Raw genomic sequence first — 16,542 nt, 5'->3', positions numbered from 1 at the left:
CTCTCCCTCAACCCTTATGACAGCAAAACGTTTACGAACTAAACTGTTCCCTTATCTGCCAGAGGGGTTAGTGACCTTAGCCCTGGGCTTGTGGGGGACTTTAATTCTTCACTATTGGCGATCCGGTAAACTTGGCCTGCTCATCCATCCCAATTACTATGGTTTGACCCTTGCAGCGGGCTATTTTTTGCTGATGTTGACGGTTCTGCAGATCTTGAAGCTTTGGCGAAGACGATTACCGATGCGCGCTCAGCATCTGTCCTTGCTATCTCCCCCGGTGATGAGCAGTATCATGCTGGTTGCCGCCTTGATTGGATTACTAGTGACGCCTCGTCCCTTCACCAGCCAAACAGCGATTCAACGAGGATTGCAAGATACCACATTGGTCACCCGAGCGCGCCCTCAGGCCTTCCGAACCACAAGCAACCCAGAAAAGCGAACCCTTTTAGAGTGGATTCGCACGCTGGATGTCTATCCTGAACCGGATGCCTATGCGGGTCAAAAGGTCAATGTCGATGGCTTTGTGGTCTATCCCGAGGACTTACCTGACAACTACTTTACGCTGACCCGTTTTGTGATTAGCTGTTGTGCAGCTGATGCCTATCCTGTGGGCTTGCCCGTTAAATTAGAGGGCAACCGCAAGACCTATGCGGTTGATTCCTGGCAAGCGATCCAAGGAGAAATGATGACGGAGACCCTGAATGGTCAACGCCAACTCGTTATTCAAGCTAAAGCACTCAAACCGATTCCTGAACCGGATAATCCTTATTACTACTAACCAGTCCGCTCATTGGATGGATCGCGATCCCAAGCCCATACCCACCGCATGGCAAAGTCTCAGCTCATTAATCAGCGCTAGCGTGATATTCCACAGCCAATTGAATCAGGCGATCCACTAACTCAGGGAAACTAACGCCTGCTGCTCCCCATAGCTGGGGATACATACTCGTACTCGTAAACCCTGGCAACGTATTAATTTCATTGATCAGCACCTCTCCCGTAGATTCCACATAAAAGAAATCTACCCGCGATAGACCCGCTGCATCGACCGCAATAAAGGCGTTGATCGCCATCTCCTGAATTTTTTGGGTAATCTCTGCTGGCAATGGGGCTGGAATTTGCAGACTGGCCCGTCCTTCCGTATATTTCGTTTCGTAATCGTAGAAATCACTATCAAAGCTAATTTCTCCAACGACCGATGCCCGAGGTTGACCATTCCCCAGCACCGCACATTCCACTTCCCGAGCCACAACGCCTGCTTCTACCACAATGCGGCGATCAAAACTCGCGGCGCTGTCCAAAGCCGCTTCCAGTTCTAGCCGCGATCGCACCTTGGAAATCCCCACGGAGGATCCGAGGTTGGCAGGTTTAACAAAGTTGGGATAGCCAATCTCCTCATCGATGCGATCGCACACTTGCTTAAATACACAAGGATCGGACCACACCTGTTCTCGGGTCACGGGCTCATACTTCACTTGAGGCAATCCGGCTGCTGCAAACACGGTTTTCATGGCAATCTTGTCCATCCCCGCTGCCGAGCCCAACACGCCAGACCCAACATAGGGAACTTGCATCAGCTGCAACAGTCCTTGAATCGTGCCATCTTCACCGTTAGGACCATGGAGAATAGGAAACCATACATCAATCGTGCTAGCCTGATCTGGAAAGCGCCAGCGATTGACGGTGGCTGGCCATGCTTGAGGTTTGCCAGTGTCTAAGGCCGTTTCAGCGACTGAACCCGCTTGCCAGCAACCATTTTTATGGATGTAAAACGGCACTATCTCATACTTGTCCAGATTCGGTGCCGTGTGCAATGCCTTGTGGATCGCTTTTGCTGAGGTAATGGATACTTCATGCTCGCCTGAGCAACCCCCAAAAACTAAACCGACCCGCAATTTCTCCACTGTTGACTCCCTGGCATACCTTAATCCAGATAGACTATCACAATGGTTTCGCATGTAGCTTCACACTAACCAGAGAGGTGATGATGAGCCACAATAATAACTATCAGCAATTCCTGCCTGAAGATCATTCAGATGATCCGATGATTCTTGAAGTTCCGGCTGATCCACAACCTCCCTATCAAGAAAAAATCCCCTCTGGATACGATCCCATGGGTGATATTTACCTTCGTGGCAGAGCTTACAGAGGTTTAGCTGGAGGAAGAATTCCTTGGTGGGTTTTAATCTCGGGCTGGATCATGTTCGGCGGTATGTTTTTAATGGTTTTCATGCCAATGGTGACAGCAGCAGCTTGGGAATTAATACCTATTTTGATTATTATTTCCTTGCCTATCATCATTTTGTGGCGAGGAACAGCTGCCAAACTAGCTGCAAGAAAATATAAAAGAAGATAGGCTCCGCTAATGACAAGGATCACCGCGCTTTAGTTCTGGGCATCAACAACTACGTTTGACAAAAATCAGATCGAAACTGATGCCACCCAGTAATAGTAGCCACGCCTTGCGTTGAGGGTGCATAGGTAGGGCGTACCTGTGAGCGATCGAAATAGAGACCCTGCATTCCCAATTGTTGGGGTGCTAGAACATCATTGAGTAGATGATCGCCCACAAATAAGACGCGATGGCGATCCGCTGCCGGAATATGAGCCTGTTCGCAGGCTATTTCATAGATTTTTCGTCCGGGTTTACGCCAGCCACAGGCTGCACTATCCAAAACAAAATCAAAGTAGGACCGTAAGCCAAAACTCTCTAGCAGTTCTGTGGGCCACCCTTGAAGATAAAAGTTAGAAACCACACCTAACCGCACTCGGCCCTGCCAAAACTGGAGCATATCTTGCACGCCATCCGGTAAACGCAGAGACTTCTGATAACAGACTCGAAACCGTTTCACCATTTCTGCTGCTATCTTCTCGATCTCCGTCAAGGGCATAGCAGGAAATTTGTCATGTAGAACGGCTTGGTAGCGATCGCCCATCTCAATTTCTCGATGCTCAGTCTGCCATTGTTGGTTACGCCAGCGATGATAATCTTGTCGGAATTCAGCCGCAGATTCATATAATCCCACTTCAGCAGGGAGAGCATAAACAGGTTGCAGCGCTAATTCTTCACCCGTTTGATCAAAATCATCGATCAGGGTATTGAAGCAATCAAAAAAAATCCAATCAATGGCCACTTGCACTCATTCCAACTCCTGCCGAGCCAGTGTATCAGAAGAAACTCTGGGAAGAAAGCGCTTTTGTAGCCAGAGTCTTGCACAGAAGGAACCGGGACGATGCTCCATTTTTCAGGAAGCAATCCCGTCTAGCCTAGCGGCGTATCCGGTCCGACCTCACGGGTCTTGCGCCGACGCAGTTGTATCGCTTGAGGTTGCATCTAATAACTGCAGAACCGTATCAGTAGCTAACTGATCACCGACTAGTCTGCGCACAGGCTCTGGCCATACCTTGACTAAAGTGGGCGTTGCCGCTATTTGATCGGCTTCAGCTCGATCTGGATGCTTGGTGACATCAATGACTTTTAAGGTATAGGGTACATCAAGCACCTGATCCAATAACCGATGGAGGTTTTCCAAAATTCGAGTGGTACTGGTATGGTGACTAGCCACAAATAGCCTCAATACATACCCTTGAGGTCGACTGTTGTCTGCGGCTATCGATATAGCCGGGTCGGCAACCCGCGGATCAGGCTGATTGACCGTTTGATCCGCATCTGTAGTATTAGCGCTATTTTGAGCAGACAGCTGATCCAGGCGAATCACAAGATTATGATTTTGCCAAAGTTGAGGGAATTGCGGTTGATAGCTCTCGATCACCGCTGGATCACAGGCTTCTACAGGCGCTTTGATCATTTGCCAATGGTCCATTGGCGTTTCAAAGACAGCATTCAGCAAACCACGGTATCGCCATACCCGAGGATAAGCTTCCGCTGCAATGTGGAGCTGCTGAGTATAAGGATGCAGCCATCGATCTAAAGAAGCCGTGTAGCAGGGCACAAGAAACAGCGGCGGTTCTGGCAAATGTAGCAACGTCTGCAAGGCTTGGCAGAGCTGCATATGCCAATGGCCTTGCTTGCTCGAATCAATACAATAGATTAGGTCTCCCCCCGGGGTAAACAGGGCGAGACCTTTAAATAGAAAAGGGAGAGATTGCGATCGCAACGTATTCACAGAGCGACTCATAACGGCAAGGAAAAAGCCAATATCAGCATCCAACGTCTATTCGGATACCTTACCTTAGACTTCTACCATCCTAACTAGATGCGTCCTCGCAAAATCTGAGCCATTTCATTCGGCTTGGGAGACATTTCTAGCGCCGTTTCTTCATCAATCCGGCCTTCCTCATAGAGGTTATGCAGACATTGATTCATAGTGACCATGCCATCATAACTACATTGAGGAATCATCGCTTCCACTTCTTCAACATCGCCTCGCAGAATGTAATCTTTAATGGCATCGGTGTTAATCATGATTTCATGAATTGCGGCTCGCTTACCATCCGTGGTTCGCACCAGAGATTGAGCAATCACCGCCACTAAGGATTCAGCCACCTGCACCCGCATCGGCTCTTGTTCTTCGGGCTTATAGAGATTGAGGATTCTTTCAATCGTTTTGACCGCACTGTTCGTGTGCAGTGTTCCAAACACCAGGTGACCCGTTTGGGCCGCTTTGAGGGCCGTATTCACCGTCTCTCGATCCCGCATTTCTCCAATTAAAATCACATCGGGATCTTCTCGCAAGGACGCTTTCAGCGCGTTATCAAACTTCTTCGTATGAATCCCCACTTCCCGTTGGCGAATCATCGCCTTTCGACTTTGATGCACAAATTCAATCGGGTCTTCAATGGAGATGATATGCTTGGGCATTTCCGAGTTGATGTAATCCACCATCGCCGCCAACGTTGTGGATTTTCCCGACCCCGTCGGTCCGGTGACCAACACTAATCCCTTGTGATAGTGGCATAAATCTTGAAACACCAAGGGCAAATTCAGATCTTCAAGGCTCAAAATCTTCAAAGGAATCAGTCGGAGAACCATCGCGGGTCCCTTAAGACTGACAAAAATATTGATACGAACCCGAGCCATACCGTCGTATTGGGTGGCTCCATCATATTCTTGGGTGGTGTGGAACCGCTGAATTTCGTCAGGCGTAAGAATTTCTTCTAACCAATATTCAAAGGTGGTTTCATCCGTGATGGGATGGTGAGAAATTTCTAGACGACCGCGATCACGAAAGCGAGGGGCTTCGCCAACCCCAAGGTGAATATCAGAAAAGTTATTCTCAAAAGCCTCTCGAACTAACTGTTCAAGAGTAATTCCCATTCCGGGTGGTCGACCCCGCATTTGTAGGGTGGATTGGGTCGGTTCACCATTATCTACTTCAGTCTGTCCATAGCCTGCATAAGGCTGAGTCTGAGGAAAAGAAGTGAGTTCCTCAGCAGTTTGAGTCTGAGTCGGTACATCAACCACCTTGGTTGGAGTCGCAATCATTTCCGTTTCCATGGCATCTCTTTCCCCACGCTGATCAGGATAGGGAGGAGGTGGAACAGCCGGCAGGGGTGCAGGGGGAGGTGGAAAAGGGGGGCGTTGATAGTCTGTCATAGAAGTACTTCTTTCACGCGATGGACATACTCAATTCAAATCATCTACCGTGCTCAACGATAAAGTCACAGGGGATACTCTGGCTCAATCTGCAACTGACGGGTATGTCAAAAGTATTCACCATCCTCACCTAAAATTTAACCTTCTAACTGGAATTGGGTCATCAGCCCCCTCAGTCTTGATCAGCCCTGGAGATTGAGCGTACATTCAGCATCCCAGTCCCCACAAGGACAACAGTAATAACATTCAAGAATTTCTTGATGCGTCACTAGTGATTTATACGCAAGTATTAATACTCATTTCACTATTTCCTACCCAGAAATTTAATATCAGGGATGAAGCGGTAGATGACGTTTCAAGCCACCGAAAGAAACGAAGGATCAGGGCCTCACCAGGCATTCAAACTGTAAAATTCTTGTTGCTTAAAATGCGGCTAGCCCTGAATTGGTAGACCAAAACTGAGAAAGATAGTCTTAAATATTAATTAATTTAATGATAGGGATCAAAAGCATCACAAGGAAGAATCAAGTAATCTTGTCTTAATTGATAAGCAGCAAAACCCACAAAACCGTTTATATACATAGATTACAAGAAACTAAATATCACCCTTTTAGTGCGGTAATTTAGGGTAAATAGAGATGAATGCCTTGTTGCAGTTTGGCCGTCAATGTAAATAATGTTGAACAATCAACCAGTTTTGATACTTCCATTCTATATACTAAAAAAACTTGAAATTAAGACTTTGACTATATCCATTGAGTCGCTGTTGGTTGGCGGGAGGAATAAAAATGACATTGGCTGAAGCTTCTCACTTGAAACAACATAGTTTCGTATTTATCTTGAAGAGTTTTTTAATCTGGACGTTTACTTTAACCGTTTGCTGGCTCGTCGTTGGGTTTCCATTAGTCGTTTTAATGGCAACAGGCGGTGCTCTAGCAGCAGTTGTACTACAAGCCGTTTTTCCAATGAGTGCGGTTGCTTTAGTGTCAGGTGGAATTCTGGCTGCTAACGCCTTAGCAATTATGGTTGCTGCTGCCATGCTGACCTTCAAAGGGATTCATCCCCATGAAGTCCGGTGGCTAAGATGGCTCAATGGCAAGGCCAATCCAGTCAGTAGTACAGTTTACGCAGCTTGCCCACTAACCTGCGATCTCGACTAGATTGACATTAAAATTTTTAACCTTCAAGAGAGCTGCAATGTTTCTTTCTGAAACGAGATTGCAGCTCTCTTGAATTACACAGGTTTTTAATCTAGAAGCCCGGTTATAAGCCGGGTTTTTCAGTAGTATGGTCCCTAGTGCTTTCCAGTTCCATTATCTTCATGTCAAATTTGCGCCATCAGATCTGTATTGTTTTAGGGACACGCCCAGAAGCCATCAAAGTCGCACCGGTCATCCAAGCCTTGCAGTCTGATGATCGATTCGCCACTCAAGTCCTATTGACTGGACAACATAAAGAGATGGTCGACCAAGTGATGCAGATTTTCGATATCGAAGCGGATCACAACTTAGACATTATGCAGGCCAAACAAAGTCTGGCAGATATTACCTGTCGGAGCCTCCAAGGTCTACAGCCCTTATTTCAACAGCTACAACCTGATGTCGTTCTCGTTCAGGGAGATACGACCACTGCTTTTGCTGCTGCCCTAGCTGCGTTCTATCAGCAAATTCCCGTGGGTCATATTGAAGCAGGGTTACGCACAGATAACATCTATAACCCTTACCCAGAAGAGGCCAATCGTCGTCTGATTTCTCAGATCACTCGGCTTCATTTTGCGCCCACAACTCAAGCGGTTCAAAATCTGAAAGCCTCAGGCGTGACGGGCACCATTCATCACACTGGCAATACTGTGATTGATGCCCTACTCACCGTCGCTGGCCAACATCCCCCTTGCAATATTCCTGGCTTAGACTGGCACCAACATCGAACCATTCTCGCGACCGTACACCGCCGAGAAAACTGGGGAACCCCCTTGCAAGAAATTGCCAACGGATTTCTACAAATATTGGATCGATTTGAAGATACGGCGTTAGTGTTACCGTTGCATCGCAATCCCACGGTACGGGAGCCACTGCAAGCTTTGTTAGGACAACATCCTCGCATTTTCCTGACAGAGCCCTTAGACTATACCGACCTAGTGGGCGCCATTCAACGCTGTTATCTATTACTCACCGATTCAGGTGGTCTGCAGGAAGAAGCTCCGAGCCTGGGCAAACCTGTTTTAGTACTGAGAGAGACCACCGAACGACCAGAAGCGGTCACAGCCGGAACGGCTAAATTGATCGGTACTCGCACAAATAATATTGTCACTGAAGCGAGTTCCTTACTACAGAATGAAGCAGCCTACAACGCTATGGCTAAGGCCATTAATCCGTTTGGTGACGGTCATGCCTCAGAACGAATCATTACAGCGATTCAAGACTTCCTGCAACAATAGAATACTGAGGTTCCCCTCTCAGATAGATTCTTGACGTAATCGGTTGAGCTGAATCACCGACAACACCCTAGAGATATGACTCCTTCAAATGCCATAATGACGTTGGTTGAGCAAATGTTTAGTCTAGACTGGATACAAGTCTAGGTTGCGAATCACAGTAAGGAGACTTCATGTAATGGCCGCTCAGACCCCAGCTCGTGATCTGTTTCGTGCAGCTTATGAGAATCGTTACACCTGGGATAGCGATTTTCCAGGCTACATCGCCGATGTCGAACTGAGACAAGCCAATGACACACACACTGGCACGATTCAGGTGACTTCAGATCTGAGTGTTGAGGTTACAGAGGTCGACAACGAAACGGTACAAGAGTCTCTGTATACGCAAATGCGAGACGTGATTACCCATCGCAAACGTACCCCCTTTGAGAAAGCTCACGGGTCCAGCAAGTTCACCTTAGGTAAGCTCGATTCCTCAGGCTCCCAAGAGATCATTGTCGAGGGAGATGCGATGGGATCGAACTATCGCGTTCGTGAGAATCAGATCTCTCTCGTCAGTCGAGTAATGGGTCGGATGGCATTTATTATTCATCATAAAAAAAGTTTGGAAACCGGTTCAGGGTATATCTCAGCTATCTATTCTGTGGTCTTTCGCAACCCCAAAACCAACGAGATTATTCGACAAATGGAATTTGAAGATACCTATGAACCTGTAGGCAACTATTTCATTATGACTCGGCAAGTGGTTCGCACCCATGAACAAGGTGAAACCACCCTCACAGATATTCAATTTTCCAACGTCAAACTGTTGCAACCTGCTGCAGTTTAGAGATTATTTCATTTCAGTTGGACCCTCACAAGGATTATGACGAGGCACTTATCACACCGGCTGCTGTTTATTGATGCTGAATCTCAACCCTCACGACATCGAATCTGAGTAAGCGGTTCCAATCCAGATCATGCCATGCTCCCAGGATGATCTGGATTGGCAGTTCGATATTAGGCATAATCAGCTAAAATGCTCGAAAACAGATGCTTTTCTGTGGCAATGCCATCAATCCGTCTGGCCCCAAAAACAATCATCACTCCCCAAATCTTTGTCAAAATCGTCTGCTTGTTTCCGGATGCTGAGTAGATCAATTCACCTATCAGTACTCGTTGAATTAATAATCTTTGAAAGTATAGCCACCAAAGCACTTGATGGATCGCTACTCGCGACCTTTAGACCACAGTCAAGTATCAAAATATGATAAAATAAACGATGCAATCAGGGGTAAATAGCTCATTTTTTTAATGATATTAAGGGCAAGTCGTTATTGTTAAAGCTATTTCTCGACTAAGCACGTTTTTAGGAGTATTTCAAACGATATGACCTTCTCCTCTGATCCAGCGCAAGAGCGGATTATTCTCACAGATCTACGGGATGAGATGTCGCGCTCTTACCTGGAATACGCCATGAGCGTCATTGTTGGTCGGGCCTTGCCAGATGCTAGAGATGGCCTCAAACCCGTGCACCGACGTATCTTATACGCCATGTATGAGTTAGGTTTAACCCCTGATCGTCCCTTCCGAAAATGCGCCCGTGTGGTTGGGGAAGTATTGGGTAAATATCATCCCCATGGTGATACGGCGGTATATGACGCCTTAGTGCGTATGGCGCAAGACTTCTCCATGCGCATGCCTTTGATTAACGGTCATGGCAACTTTGGATCGATTGATAACGATCCACCAGCAGCCATGCGATATACAGAATGTCGCTTACAAGCTCTCAGTACAGACTCGCTTCTCCCCGATATTGAGCAAGAAACCGTTGACTTTGGTGATAACTTTGATGGGTCGCAGCAAGAACCTCTCGTTTTACCTGCTCGTATCCCTCAACTTTTAATCAACGGGTCTTCAGGGATTGCGGTGGGCATGGCGACCAATATTCCGCCTCATAACCTAGGAGAAGTCATTGATGGCCTAGTGGCTCTTATTCATAATCCTGAGATTACCGATCTGGAGTTGATGAAAATCATTCCAGGTCCCGATTTTCCTACAGGAGGCCGAATTTTAGGCACAGCTGGCATTCGTGAAGCCTATACCACCGGTCGTGGCTCTATCACCATGCGTGGAGTGGCTGAGATTGAAACCCTAGAACAAACCGGGCGGCCTGATCGGGAAGCCATTATCATCACAGAGTTGCCGTTTCAGACCAACAAAGCAGCTCTGATTGAGCGGATTGCTGAGAACGTTAATGACAAGCGCCTAGAAGGCATTTCCGATATTCGCGATGAGAGCGATCGCGACGGGATGCGAATTGTAATTGAACTGAAACGGGATGCCTATCCCCAGGTGGTTCTTAACAATCTCTATAAACAAACCCCCATCCAAACGAATTTTGGAGCCAATATGTTGGCGCTAGTGGGCGGCGATCCGCAGCTTCTTACCCTGAGGCAGTTCTTGAGCGTCTTTTTGGAGTTCCGGGAAGATGCGATCATACGTCGCACCCGTTTTCAGCTGCGCAAAGCCCAAGAACGTGATCATCTTTTACAGGGACTGCTGATTGCTTTAGAAAATCTAGATGCAGTGATTCAACTGATCCGTCAAGCGGCAGATTCCGCAGTGGCTCGTCAAGAACTAATGGATGGATTTGGCCTGTCTGACACTCAAGCCGATGCCATCCTGCAAATGCAGCTCCGCCGACTCACTGCTTTAGAAGCGGAAAAAATTGAGCGAGAACACCAGGACTTACAAGAGCGAATCGCTGATCTAGAAGATATTCTGGCCCGTCGCGAACGCGTGCTAGAAATTATCGAAACGGAAGTCACTGAACTTAAAGCCAAATTTGCCAGCCCTCGTCGCACCTTAATTGAGGCTAATCTGGCCGATCTAGACGACATTGATCTAATTGCTAACGATCAGGCCGTGATTTTGGTGACAGAGCAGGGCTATGTGAAGCGGATGCCCGTGGATACTTTTAATGCTCAAAGCCGAGCCACCCGAGGTCGAGCCGGAGCCAAAATTAAGGAAGATGATGCGGTTGAGCATTTCTTTGGCTGCTGTGACCATGACAGCGTGTTATTTTTTAGCGATCGCGGCGTCGTCTACTGCCTGCGCGCCTACCAAATCCCCGTTAGTTCCCGCACGGCTAGGGGTGTGCCTTTAGTCCAGCTTTTACCCATTCCCCGAGAAGAAAAAATTACCTCCGTTATCCCCGTCAGCGAGTTTAGCGAAGACGAATATTTGGTGATGATGACGGGCGGCGGCTTTATTAAGAAAACGGCCTTGGCTGCCTTTAGCAATATTCGGGCCAATGGCTTAATCGCTATTTCCCTAGAAGAAGGAGATTTGCTGCGCTGGGTACGATTGACCCGAGCAGAAGACAGTATTGTGATCGGCTCTCGCCGAGGCATGTCTATCCATTTCCGAGCGGATCATCAGCAGCTTCGACCCTTGGGACGAGCCACGCGAGGGGTGCGGGCCATGCGTCTGCGGGAAGGTGATGAATTTATAGGTATGGACATTCTATCTAGTGCCGTTGTGGAAACCTTAGGCAATGCAACGGACGCGGAAGACGAAGAGGCGGATGATCCAGATGTTTTAGTCGAAGATGACGGCAACGAAGAAGAGTCTGAAACCGTTGAACAGCCGGGTCCTTGGGTATTGGTAATCACGACCTATGGTTATGGCAAGCGAGTTCCTGTCGCCCAATTCCGACTCCAGAATCGGGCCGGTAAAGGGGTCACCGCAACTAAGTTCAAAAAGCTGAAAACTCCCGATCAGTTAGCCGCACTACGGATCGTCAATGCTGAAGATGAACTGATGTTGGTCACTAGCCGAGGGATTGTTATTCGACAAGCAGTAACAGATATTTCATCCCAGTCACGGGCTGCGACAGGCGTTAGAGTCCAAAGATTGGATGATGATGACTATATCGCAGCAGTGGCTTTAGTGCCCCCCGAAGATCTATCGGATGAAGAAGAAGGAGAGACAGAGCTAGAATAATTCACTGGCAACGATGATTCTAGACTCATATCTCAAGGCAGCTGTGGATAATTAGATGCTGAGGCTTCTAACGATACGAAACTGTTATGAATACCGTTTCGTTCGTGTATTGCTTAGCTTGGCACTGCTTTCTATAGCTTGTGATAAGGGTTCAAGCCCAAATACTGTTCCTATCTCTGATGATGAACAAGCAGAGCAACCTCACTCTCCTCGATCTATTGCAGAAGAGACTGATGTCCTGAAGTGTTCTTGGGACAAAAGTACATTACCAACGTCCCCTGGTGAAAGCTACAACTGGAAACCTGCCCAGCCGAATTGGGGTATCGCTTTTTTGGTTAAACGTCGCCTACACTCAGATCATTCCTCGAACACTCTACCTGTTCATTATCCTGGCGATGAGTGGCTAAATCGGCTTTGCTTATCGTTATATGATTCTGCACAAGGCAAATGGTGGGGAGTGCTGACAGGAAAATGGGTCGTCGATTTATCGGGTTCTAAAGCCCAATTTTTAGAATTTGAGCCCAATCTAGTACAAACATCCAACAAAACTTACGCTTTTATCGTTTTACAAGCATCCCCCGAGGGGTGGTTTCAAATTCAATACGGTCACCCTGAAGGCGATCTCGATGGAACAGCCTGGGTGAATCCAGATTATTTGCAACAGCAACATTCTTGAGTGGTGAAATACTGGCGCGATGTGTTTCAACCTGTGGATAAGACTCAGACTCGCAACAGAGGGCATTTGTACAAGCGTGAACAGCTCTCTCCTTCTATCACGCTGAGGTCCAACCCTAGTGCGTCTAGTCCCACCGTTTTCGCATTGGAGTCAGATTTATCAGGCAGAGACTACGGCATTGAACCGCTAGAGATCAAGAAAAACTGGATGCGAGTCAGAATTAGCATTCCCCGTGATTTGTGTGGAACTGAAGAGACATTCAAGTTCTATGAAGGTTGGATTCGCTGGTGGTCTGAAGATGTAGGTCCCACTCTCTACTATCCACCCAGGGGTTGCTAAATCTAAAGGAAGGGTATGTACAGCCCATCGATTCGCAATTCTTTTTCTGAATTCCACTCTGGCATTATTGTTGTCAAAACTTACCGAAACTTAGCAGTGCCGAATATGCCACAGTGGTGGTATGGTCCAACCTTCTTGGTGCAGGTATGGCTGGTACTCAACTCCCTAGATCTCAGCAATTAGGCAAAAGCGGCAGCCTAAAATCAGTCAAGGATCCGCATGCATCTCATCAGCAAATGTACGAAGTCGATTTTATTCAGTGGATCGAGACAGCGGCTGAACTACTGAAGCGGGGAAAGTTTGGTGAGCTGGATATCCATAACTTGGTAGAAGAGTTAGAAAGCTTGGGACGTAGCGAGAAGAATGCTCTCAAAAGTAACTTGAGTGTATTGTTGGCGCATCTATTGAAATGGCAGTATCAACCTGAAAAACAGACGCTTAGCTGGATTAGTACAATTGATGAATATCGCGATCGCATTCAGGTCTCCCTTGAAGCTAGTCCCAGTCTCAGGAATTATTACACAGACGTATTGGAGCAACGATACAGCGTTGCCAGAAAGCAAGCAGCCCACCAAACTAGCTTAGAGATCAGCACATTTCCAGAGACTTGCCCATTTACACCTGAGGAAGTATTAGACTCAGACTTTTGGCCGATCGTGGATCAATAATGCGTGGAATCGAATCACGGGGATGGCTACACCTATGTGAGCGTGGTTCGTTCAGCCAGCCATATAACCCCAGTTGAAGCACAATCCATCAGGTAATCATGCGTTTGACAAGATTCAAGCCTTTCGTCGTATAGGGCGCATAACGCCAATTTAAATCTAGCCAAAAGGATCGCTTTAAAACACTTTTGGAATGGGAGAAAGTATCGAAGCTCGCTTTACCGTGATATCTGCCAATACCGCTATTGCCCACGCCTCCAAACGGTAAGGTGCTTTGACTAAATTGCAAAACCGTATCGTTGATACAAACGCCACCCGAAGAAGTCGAGTTGAGGACTTGCTGCTGCTTCTGTTTATTTTTGGAAAAAAAGTATAGAGCCAACGGCTTGGGGTGAGCGTTCACTTGTGCGATCGCATCATCCAGGCTGTCGTAGGTCAATATCGGCAAAATTGGACCGAAAATTTCGTCTTTCATGATCGGATCATCCCAGGTGATCTGATCTAAGAGCGTGGGGGCAATAAAGCGAGTGTCTGGATCGGTTTGCCCGCCGACAAGGGTTTGACCGTTGTCTAAAAACGAGGCCAGTCGATTGAAATGACGTTGGTGAATAATCCGGCCATAGTCAGGACTCGTCTCAGGCTGATCACCATAAAAAGTGCGAAGAGCTTGTTTGAGATGGGTTAAAAATTCCGCTTTGATGCTGCGCTGAATCAGTAAATAATCAGGGGCAATACAGGTTTGGCCCGCATTAATAAATTTTCCCCAGGCCACTCGCTTGGCCGCATGTTCAATATGAATATCGTCGTCAATAATACAAGGACTTTTTCCACCTAGTTCTAGGGTGACAGGCGTTAAATGCTCTGCGGCGGCTTTCATCACTTCCCGACCAATGGCCGTGCCTCCGGTAAACAGAATGTGATCAAACTTCTCTGCCAGTAAACGTTTGCTGGTTTCGGCTTCTCCCTCAACCACGACAATATAGCTCTCAGGAAAGGTGGTATTGATTAACTCTGCTACGACTTTTGAGGTATGAGGAGCATGTTCGGAAGGTTTCAGAATGGCACAGTTTCCAGCTGCGATCGCACCCACTAAGGGAGAAATCATCAATTGAAAGGGATAATTCCACGGTCCAATAATCAAAACAACCCCAAGAGGGTCTGGTTGAACCCACCCAATTCCAGGAAAAACATCCACTCCAACCGCGACTTTCTGGGGCTTCATCCAAGTCGCCAACTGTTTCAGGGCCACCTTGATTTCTGATAATGTTGCCAATTCAAAATAGGCTTCAAAGGTTGGCCGACCTAAGTCTGCAAAAACGGCATCGACAATCGCGTCTTTGCGCTCAAGAATGGCTTGCTGTAGTTTCTGTAGCTGAGCAATGCGAAACTCATAGGGTTTAGTCTGCTCAGTGGCAAAAAAATTTCTTTGGGCGGCAACCAATTCCTGCAGGGGGGACAGATTGATTTGGGTCGCCATAGCTCTTTTCTCCGCAGATATCAGTCAGGGTTGGGTCTATATCTCTTTAGGATAGGTCAGAGCGCAGGGTCTCTGTATTCGTTTTATGGATGGGAAGACCATTCAGGGGAAGTTCCCTGGCCCCAAAACCTATCAAATTTCGATATCGATTATGCCTCAATGATTAAATGATGAGCTGATATCGTCAAACCCAGTCATTATTGATTAGAATCAAGGCCACAAGCCATATTTCGTCAATTGATACTGGGGTCTAGTTAAGGAGATAGTGATGGAACGCAATACTTCTTTAGAGGAACGGCTAGCAGTAGTAGAAGCCGCCATCACTGAGTTACAAAAACAAACTGCCCTTTCTCAGCAAGACAGTTGGCTACAAAATATCACAGGGTCTTTCAAGGATGAGCCTGCGTTTGAAGAAGTACTTGCGTATGGACAAGCTGTTCGCCAGGGTGATGAGTCGGTGCTTGAAACTCTAGATGAGGGATGAGATATCTGCTCGATACCGACCACTTGAGTATTCTCCAACGCCAGACAGGTGACAGTTACGTTAATCTTTCCAGACGAATGGCTCAACACCCGCTATCAGACTTTGCGATATCAATCGTGACGTTTCATGAACAGATGCTGGGTTGCCACGCCTATACCAATCGTGCGCGTTCCCTGAGTGAGGTGGTAAAAGGCTATGGCATGATGGCGCGACTGGTGAGTGATTTCAAGGGGTTACCGATGATTGCGTTTGATGAACATGCAGCTTTAGCCTATTCTGCCCTGGAACTTCAACGCCTGCAGTTAGCAAAAATGGATGCTCGGATTGCTGCAATTGCCTTGTCTCAGCAATTCATTTTGTTGACTCGCAATCATCGAGACTTTAGTAAAGTTGTAGGCTTGACGATTGAAGATTGGACAGTTTCTTCTTAAAAACGACTGAATGCTGTTTGAACAAGAGGCAGATCAGATCGCGTCAATTTTCCTCGGGTACTTCACCTATAATGGCCACGGCACAAGTCCCACAGGTGCCAATGCTATTACAGTTAATTAATCGCGATTGACCATTGTAAAGATCTACTTACAAAACCTGGCGCAAATTGGCACCAACGGGGCAAGAAAACGCTTTCTTTTGAGCTATCACTTGAGACATAGTCAGACATTTTTTGAGACACCATTCTTAATTGTACTGAGAAGTCAATATCTGTAGTTGATGAGATCAAACAAACTTGAGAGCTTTGATATAACAGACGTTTATAGGAAAAGCATCATCTCTATGAGTATCGATTATTTCTAGCTTATCTTTCATCCCTCCAGACAAGATGATGTTGAATCTCAATTAATCGTGCCGCCCCCCAAATGGCAAAGTCTTGGAAAGCCATGCCCTCCGAGTTGAGTAATGGAGCTATCTGAGAGGACAACTGG

16 protein-coding genes and 1 pseudogene are annotated in these 16,542 nt (G+C 47.0%); 11 read left to right on the top strand and 6 right to left on the bottom strand.

The genetic code is table 11. The features are described 5' to 3' along the window. Nucleotides 1-16 precede the first annotated feature (16 nt). Nucleotides 17-778, top strand: coding sequence for a TIGR03943 family protein (locus tag Q0986_RS04555; RefSeq protein WP_299404716.1), 762 nt, complete (start codon nucleotides 17-19; stop codon nucleotides 776-778). Nucleotides 779-845: 67 nt separating this feature from the next. Here Q0986_RS04555 and Q0986_RS04550 read toward each other — a convergent pair whose 3' ends face one another. Continuing rightward, a complete protein-coding gene (locus tag Q0986_RS04550) occupies nucleotides 846-1,904 on the bottom strand; it encodes a D-alanine--D-alanine ligase family protein (protein WP_299404711.1) in 1,059 nt (352 codons plus the stop codon). Nucleotides 1,905-1,984: 80 nt separating this feature from the next. Between Q0986_RS04550 and Q0986_RS04545 the strand changes: the two genes are divergently transcribed. Next, on the top strand, nucleotides 1,985-2,356 hold the full coding sequence (locus tag Q0986_RS04545; protein WP_299404708.1) for a hypothetical protein: 372 nt from the start codon (nucleotides 1,985-1,987) through the stop codon (nucleotides 2,354-2,356). Nucleotides 2,357-2,405: 49 nt separating this feature from the next. Here the strand turns inward: Q0986_RS04545 and Q0986_RS04540 are convergent, their stop codons facing one another. The 3 genes from Q0986_RS04540 to Q0986_RS04530 all read right to left on the bottom strand — a co-directional run bounded on the left by Q0986_RS04540 (nucleotide 2,406) and on the right by Q0986_RS04530 (nucleotide 5,557). Further along, on the bottom strand, nucleotides 2,406-3,134 hold the full coding sequence (locus Q0986_RS04540) for an HAD family hydrolase (RefSeq protein ID WP_299404703.1): 729 nt from the start codon (nucleotides 3,132-3,134) through the stop codon (nucleotides 2,406-2,408). A 156-nt stretch (nucleotides 3,135-3,290) separates the two neighbouring features. Next, nucleotides 3,291-4,139, bottom strand: a complete 849-nt coding sequence (locus tag Q0986_RS04535; protein ID WP_299404698.1) for a circadian clock KaiB family protein — start codon at nucleotides 4,137-4,139, stop codon at nucleotides 3,291-3,293. A 74-nt stretch (nucleotides 4,140-4,213) separates the two neighbouring features. Further along, nucleotides 4,214-5,557, bottom strand: a complete 1,344-nt coding sequence (locus Q0986_RS04530; RefSeq protein WP_299404694.1) for a type IV pilus twitching motility protein PilT — start codon at nucleotides 5,555-5,557, stop codon at nucleotides 4,214-4,216. Between the two features lie 788 nt (nucleotides 5,558-6,345). On the opposite strand from Q0986_RS04530, the gene Q0986_RS04525 reads away from it, so the two are divergent. The 7 genes from Q0986_RS04525 to Q0986_RS04495 all read left to right on the top strand — a co-directional run bounded on the left by Q0986_RS04525 (nucleotide 6,346) and on the right by Q0986_RS04495 (nucleotide 13,661). Then, entirely contained in the window at nucleotides 6,346-6,717 is a 372-nt protein-coding gene (locus Q0986_RS04525) for a hypothetical protein (protein ID WP_299404690.1), read from the top strand. A gap of 161 nt (nucleotides 6,718-6,878) precedes the next feature. Continuing rightward, complete coding sequence (gene wecB, locus Q0986_RS04520; RefSeq protein ID WP_299404685.1) at nucleotides 6,879-7,994, top strand: non-hydrolyzing UDP-N-acetylglucosamine 2-epimerase; 1,116 nt, start codon at nucleotides 6,879-6,881, stop codon at nucleotides 7,992-7,994. Between the two features lie 175 nt (nucleotides 7,995-8,169). After that, nucleotides 8,170-8,820 (top strand): DUF3386 domain-containing protein, encoded by a 651-nt coding sequence (locus Q0986_RS04515; protein ID WP_299404681.1) that lies wholly within the window; start codon nucleotides 8,170-8,172, stop codon nucleotides 8,818-8,820. Nucleotides 8,821-9,359: 539 nt separating this feature from the next. Continuing rightward, entirely contained in the window at nucleotides 9,360-11,978 is a 2,619-nt protein-coding gene (gene gyrA, locus Q0986_RS04510) for a DNA gyrase subunit A (protein ID WP_299404676.1), read from the top strand. Nucleotides 11,979-12,435: 457 nt separating this feature from the next. Next, the gene (locus Q0986_RS04505; protein WP_299404671.1) at nucleotides 12,436-12,654 is read left to right on the top strand and encodes a hypothetical protein; all 219 of its coding nucleotides are present in this window, start codon (nucleotides 12,436-12,438) and stop codon (nucleotides 12,652-12,654) included. A 3-nt stretch (nucleotides 12,655-12,657) separates the two neighbouring features. Then, complete coding sequence (locus Q0986_RS04500; protein ID WP_299404667.1) at nucleotides 12,658-12,993, top strand: hypothetical protein; 336 nt, start codon at nucleotides 12,658-12,660, stop codon at nucleotides 12,991-12,993. A 146-nt stretch (nucleotides 12,994-13,139) separates the two neighbouring features. Continuing rightward, nucleotides 13,140-13,661, top strand: a complete 522-nt coding sequence (locus Q0986_RS04495; protein WP_299404663.1) for a DUF29 domain-containing protein — start codon at nucleotides 13,140-13,142, stop codon at nucleotides 13,659-13,661. A gap of 88 nt (nucleotides 13,662-13,749) precedes the next feature. On the opposite strand, the gene Q0986_RS04490 is transcribed toward Q0986_RS04495, so the two are convergent. Continuing rightward, nucleotides 13,750-15,135, bottom strand: a complete 1,386-nt coding sequence (locus Q0986_RS04490) for an aldehyde dehydrogenase (RefSeq protein WP_299404659.1) — start codon at nucleotides 15,133-15,135, stop codon at nucleotides 13,750-13,752. Between the two features lie 268 nt (nucleotides 15,136-15,403). On the opposite strand from Q0986_RS04490, the gene Q0986_RS04485 reads away from it, so the two are divergent. Together Q0986_RS04485 and Q0986_RS04480 are read left to right on the top strand one after the other, a co-directional pair. Then, complete coding sequence (locus tag Q0986_RS04485) at nucleotides 15,404-15,619, top strand: hypothetical protein (RefSeq protein WP_299404654.1); 216 nt, start codon at nucleotides 15,404-15,406, stop codon at nucleotides 15,617-15,619. After that, nucleotides 15,616-16,050, top strand: a complete 435-nt coding sequence (locus Q0986_RS04480; protein WP_299404649.1) for a type II toxin-antitoxin system VapC family toxin — start codon at nucleotides 15,616-15,618, stop codon at nucleotides 16,048-16,050. Before Q0986_RS04485 ends, Q0986_RS04480 begins: the two co-directional genes overlap by 4 nt. 58 nt (nucleotides 16,051-16,108) lie before the next feature. Here the strand turns inward: Q0986_RS04480 and Q0986_RS22890 are convergent. After that, nucleotides 16,109-16,270, bottom strand: a pseudogene (locus Q0986_RS22890) ((2Fe-2S)-binding protein); the annotation flags it as partial. Between the last annotated feature and the right edge of the window lie 272 nt (nucleotides 16,271-16,542).

Origin of the sequence: Acaryochloris sp. IP29b_bin.148 (genome assembly GCF_028285565.1) — a bacterium.
GTDB lineage: Bacteria > Cyanobacteriota > Cyanobacteriia > Thermosynechococcales > Thermosynechococcaceae > Acaryochloris.
Note: the sequence above shows the minus strand (reverse complement) of the source record. Positions and strands in the feature narration are given on the sequence as shown.

Excerpts from the sequence above, each read along its gene's own strand:
- gyrA (WP_299404676.1), top strand. The coding sequence starts at position 9,360 with ATGACCTTCTCCTCTGATCCAGCGCAAGAGCGGATTATTCTCACAGAT.
- Q0986_RS04515 (WP_299404681.1), top strand. The coding sequence starts at position 8,170 with ATGGCCGCTCAGACCCCAGCTCGTGATCTGTTTCGTGCAGCTTATGAG.
- Q0986_RS04535 (WP_299404698.1), bottom strand. The coding sequence starts at position 4,139 with ATGAGTCGCTCTGTGAATACGTTGCGATCGCAATCTCTCCCTTTTCTA.
- Q0986_RS04480 (WP_299404649.1), top strand. The coding sequence starts at position 15,616 with ATGAGATATCTGCTCGATACCGACCACTTGAGTATTCTCCAACGCCAG.
- Q0986_RS04485 (WP_299404654.1), top strand. The coding sequence starts at position 15,404 with ATGGAACGCAATACTTCTTTAGAGGAACGGCTAGCAGTAGTAGAAGCC.
- wecB (WP_299404685.1), top strand. The coding sequence starts at position 6,879 with ATGTCAAATTTGCGCCATCAGATCTGTATTGTTTTAGGGACACGCCCA.
- Q0986_RS04495 (WP_299404663.1), top strand. The coding sequence starts at position 13,140 with ATGGCTGGTACTCAACTCCCTAGATCTCAGCAATTAGGCAAAAGCGGC.
- Q0986_RS04530 (WP_299404694.1), bottom strand. The coding sequence starts at position 5,557 with ATGACAGACTATCAACGCCCCCCTTTTCCACCTCCCCCTGCACCCCTG.
- Q0986_RS04545 (WP_299404708.1), top strand. The coding sequence starts at position 1,985 with ATGATGAGCCACAATAATAACTATCAGCAATTCCTGCCTGAAGATCAT.
- Q0986_RS04525 (WP_299404690.1), top strand. The coding sequence starts at position 6,346 with ATGACATTGGCTGAAGCTTCTCACTTGAAACAACATAGTTTCGTATTT.
- Q0986_RS04555 (WP_299404716.1), top strand. The coding sequence starts at position 17 with ATGACAGCAAAACGTTTACGAACTAAACTGTTCCCTTATCTGCCAGAG.
- Q0986_RS04490 (WP_299404659.1), bottom strand. The coding sequence starts at position 15,135 with ATGGCGACCCAAATCAATCTGTCCCCCCTGCAGGAATTGGTTGCCGCC.